This is a genomic window from Crocosphaera chwakensis CCY0110, from assembly GCF_000169335.1.
GTDB classification, from domain to species: domain Bacteria; phylum Cyanobacteriota; class Cyanobacteriia; order Cyanobacteriales; family Microcystaceae; genus Crocosphaera; species Crocosphaera chwakensis.
On sequence record NZ_AAXW01000125.1, the window covers coordinates 1 to 3,145 of the forward strand.

3 protein-coding genes are annotated in these 3,145 nt (G+C 34.8%); 2 read left to right on the forward strand and 1 reads right to left on the reverse strand.

Annotated elements, in window-relative coordinates; translation table 11 throughout:
• On the reverse strand, positions 1–1,050 hold a 1,050-nt coding region (locus CY0110_RS27430; protein WP_332306415.1), incomplete at its 3' end, for a POTRA domain-containing protein.
• Positions 1,051–1,375: 325 nt separating this feature from the next.
• Here CY0110_RS27430 and CY0110_RS27435 point away from each other — a divergent pair.
• Together CY0110_RS27435 and CY0110_RS27440 are read left to right on the forward strand one after the other, a co-directional pair.
• Entirely contained in the window at positions 1,376–2,140 is a 765-nt protein-coding gene (locus CY0110_RS27435; protein WP_008278933.1) for a hypothetical protein, read from the forward strand.
• 295 nt (positions 2,141–2,435) lie between these two features.
• Positions 2,436–3,145 (forward strand): hypothetical protein (locus CY0110_RS27440; RefSeq protein WP_008278934.1); only part of this gene is annotated, 710 nt, incomplete at its 3' end.

Sequence of the window (3,145 nt, forward strand, 5' to 3'; positions counted from 1 at the left end):
TACATTTAGTTCTGTAAAGCCATCTCTGACGTTAGAAGAGAAAGAAAAGGGAAAATCGTTAAAAACAAAACTTTGGCTTTCTCTATGTTCTACATTAATTCCTAAACTAAATTTGTCCGTTAGTGTAAAAATGAGTGGTTGAAGAAAACTAGCTGATATAGTAAAAGATTCGTTACGAATATCAATGGGATCAAAAGGTTCTGCAATAATTTCGCTCTTATTAAACTGATAAGATAATTGTAACCTCCCGTTTTGCGGATTAAGGGGAACACTGATATTTGCCAACAGTCTTTCTAATCCTTCCGTTTGTTTATATTCTACTTGAGCGTGATCGCCAACTCCAAAAACATTTTTATTTTCCAGAATTGCTTTGGCTCCCCATTCACCAATGAAAGGACTTTCCTCATTACTTATTTCTGTTGCTATTTGCCAAACGGGAGCTTCTTCAACCCTTACTATCCAGATATTCTCGCCTTGAGAACTGCCTGGAATAAGCTTGCCTTCGATTTTAGAAATTAGTTGATCTTGCTGTAATAGCAATAATCCTTCTTCTAAACTTTTAGCATTAAGGGGCTTAGACTCATAAGTCCACAAGCGATCTTCAACATATTTCTGTTGCAAATGAGATAAATTTTGAACTTCAATCTTTACGAGTTTGCTTTCTATAGCTCTATACACTATTATTCCTTCTCCTGCTTCTAGTCGATGATTATCTTGAGGTAGAAAACGAACTAAAGAGTTAAGATAGCCTGCTTGTGTATAAAGCTCTGTTAGTTGAGTTTGAATTTTTCTTAAATCTTCAAGAGTCACATTTTTACTAAGAAACGGGGCTACAACCTGCTGAACTTGTTCTTGAGTGATCACCGAAGAATCCTTAAGAATTATTGCGTCTAAAGTTACGTTAGGCGGAAGCAAAGGAATGTTCTCTACGGTTACGCTAGATGAATTCGGTTTTTCTTCAGCCTTTAGGTATGGACAAAAAAAAGGGTAAAGAGCTAATAATAAGCTAAATAAACAAACACACCTCTTGTTTAGCACTATTTTATTCATATTTATTGTAATTTAACTAATTTAGTTTACTTTCTTGCTGTTTTTTCTAAATTTTTTAGAGAACAGCGAGCTCTGTGCTTATATTTGCTAAGCAGACCTTGAAAGAATCGGTTATCGTATCTCTTGAGAAAATCTTAGGGAAAAAAGCTTTTTCCTTGCACTTTGATCAATCCGTCTAAAAAACTATTTTACGAAAAAAAAAATCACAATTTACCCTGTATCATAACACTAGGTAAAGCAAAATAGTTTTGATCTCAACCCGATCAACAACTTTATATTATCTTTTGTATTATCATTTAAGAGTCTTTAGGAAGATGATTTATCAATGAAGCGGATCAAAATTTTATACGTTGACACCAATCCCGAAACAGCGATACAAATCCTCAAATATTTTAATCCTCCTCAATACTTACCCCGTCAGTTTCAGACTAAAACAAATGATCCTTATAAATTTGTTTTCATACATTGTCCTTCTTATGAAATAGCTCTTAAAAACTTAGTTACATATAATTTAGATCCTTTAGCTAAAGATAGAAAGCTTATTCCCTTTGATACAATTTTTTTTGAAACTAAAAAAAGAGTTTCTCCTGATGTTTATTCTTGGCAAAAGTTTATTTCTGACGTAGCAAAGTTAGGAATTTTGCCAGATAGACTCAATTTACCTTACGGATTCATTGCTTTTGGAAATCAAGGTGGTGAACAAATTAAAGATTACTTAATGAATTACGGAGTTCGTAGATTCATTAAAAAACCCTTTGATTTAGAAGAAGTAAAGCAAACTCTTATTGAATATTTTAATATCATTTTTGGTTCTGATAGACTACATATAGATGAGAGAAAAGAAACCGAGACAGGTCTGATTCGGCGGTATATTCGATACGACAATACCGACGGCGTTTATGCTGGTATTAAATTACCATTTTTACAAAAAGATACATCAGGCTCTGAAACCAGATTATGGTTGAGAAACGATCCAGATATTGTCGAGCCTGAAGCATCTTCGATGGAGATGGTAGGATTCAGCTTTGATGAAGATGAATCAGAGTTATCTGTTGATGTAAGTGATTCATCTTCTGAAGCAGATCGATAATGTGCGCTCTTTTATTAAGGCACAAAGTCAAATTTTTCGTTCTTTCTTCTATTAAACTTCCTGCAACGCCTCAATACACCCGTAAGATATTGTTTGTGCAATTTGCATACTTTATAAAATAAAGCTATATTTTTCTATGGAAGGCTTAAAACAAAAACGGTGTTTATTTCAAAAGTCTTCATATACTTGTTGATTGCAACCAATATTGTATCTCCCGACTTTCGGGTAGATGTAGGTTTTATGGCTGCGATACAGATACTTGCACTCGATTTTTGAATTACTAGAGAGAAAAACTATGCTATTACTAAAAATAGGACTTGATCACAGCCTTGATAAAGCACACGCATTACAACAGGAGTTATCTAATCTCACAGACGAAAAGGAGATTACCCATTTTTTTGAGGACTGTGGTGGCGAAGACCTTGTTCAGTCTTATATTCGACTTGTGGGCTGGTGGGATAATTTAACTGAGGAGTGGAAAAATAAAATTCTTAAAGTCCCTTTTAGATTTGTCCCGGATAATTTGTGGCTTAATTTGTCAAAGTTGAGTTTTGAGGGAGTTAAGCAATGGTACAACGAGATTACAGAGCGATCGCACAAACAATCAAAAAAGATGGGGAGAGAAACTCTTTCTCCCAACATCTGGAAGAGAGTCACTTCTCAAATCAGTCCTAAACCCAAGCGCATTAAACGGGTTCTCAAACTGCATCAACCAGTCACACAGGAGGATTTTAACGTACTTCAAAAAAACTACGACTTTACTCCTGAATCATTGCAGGAGTTTATAGCTCAGGTTCGCGAAGATGCTAAAGAACAACCGATTGTTACTGAGAGTTTGTTTCCTTTCCTCAAGGACAAAGGTTTAGACCCTTTATTAATTCTTTCCCCTAATGACCGCTTTAAGTTTGTTCAAAGTCAACTCGATGAGCGAGATAAGCAAGTCGAACAACTAATTGAAGAAAAACAAGAGCAACAAGAGGAAATTTCTCAGTTAAAGCAACAGAA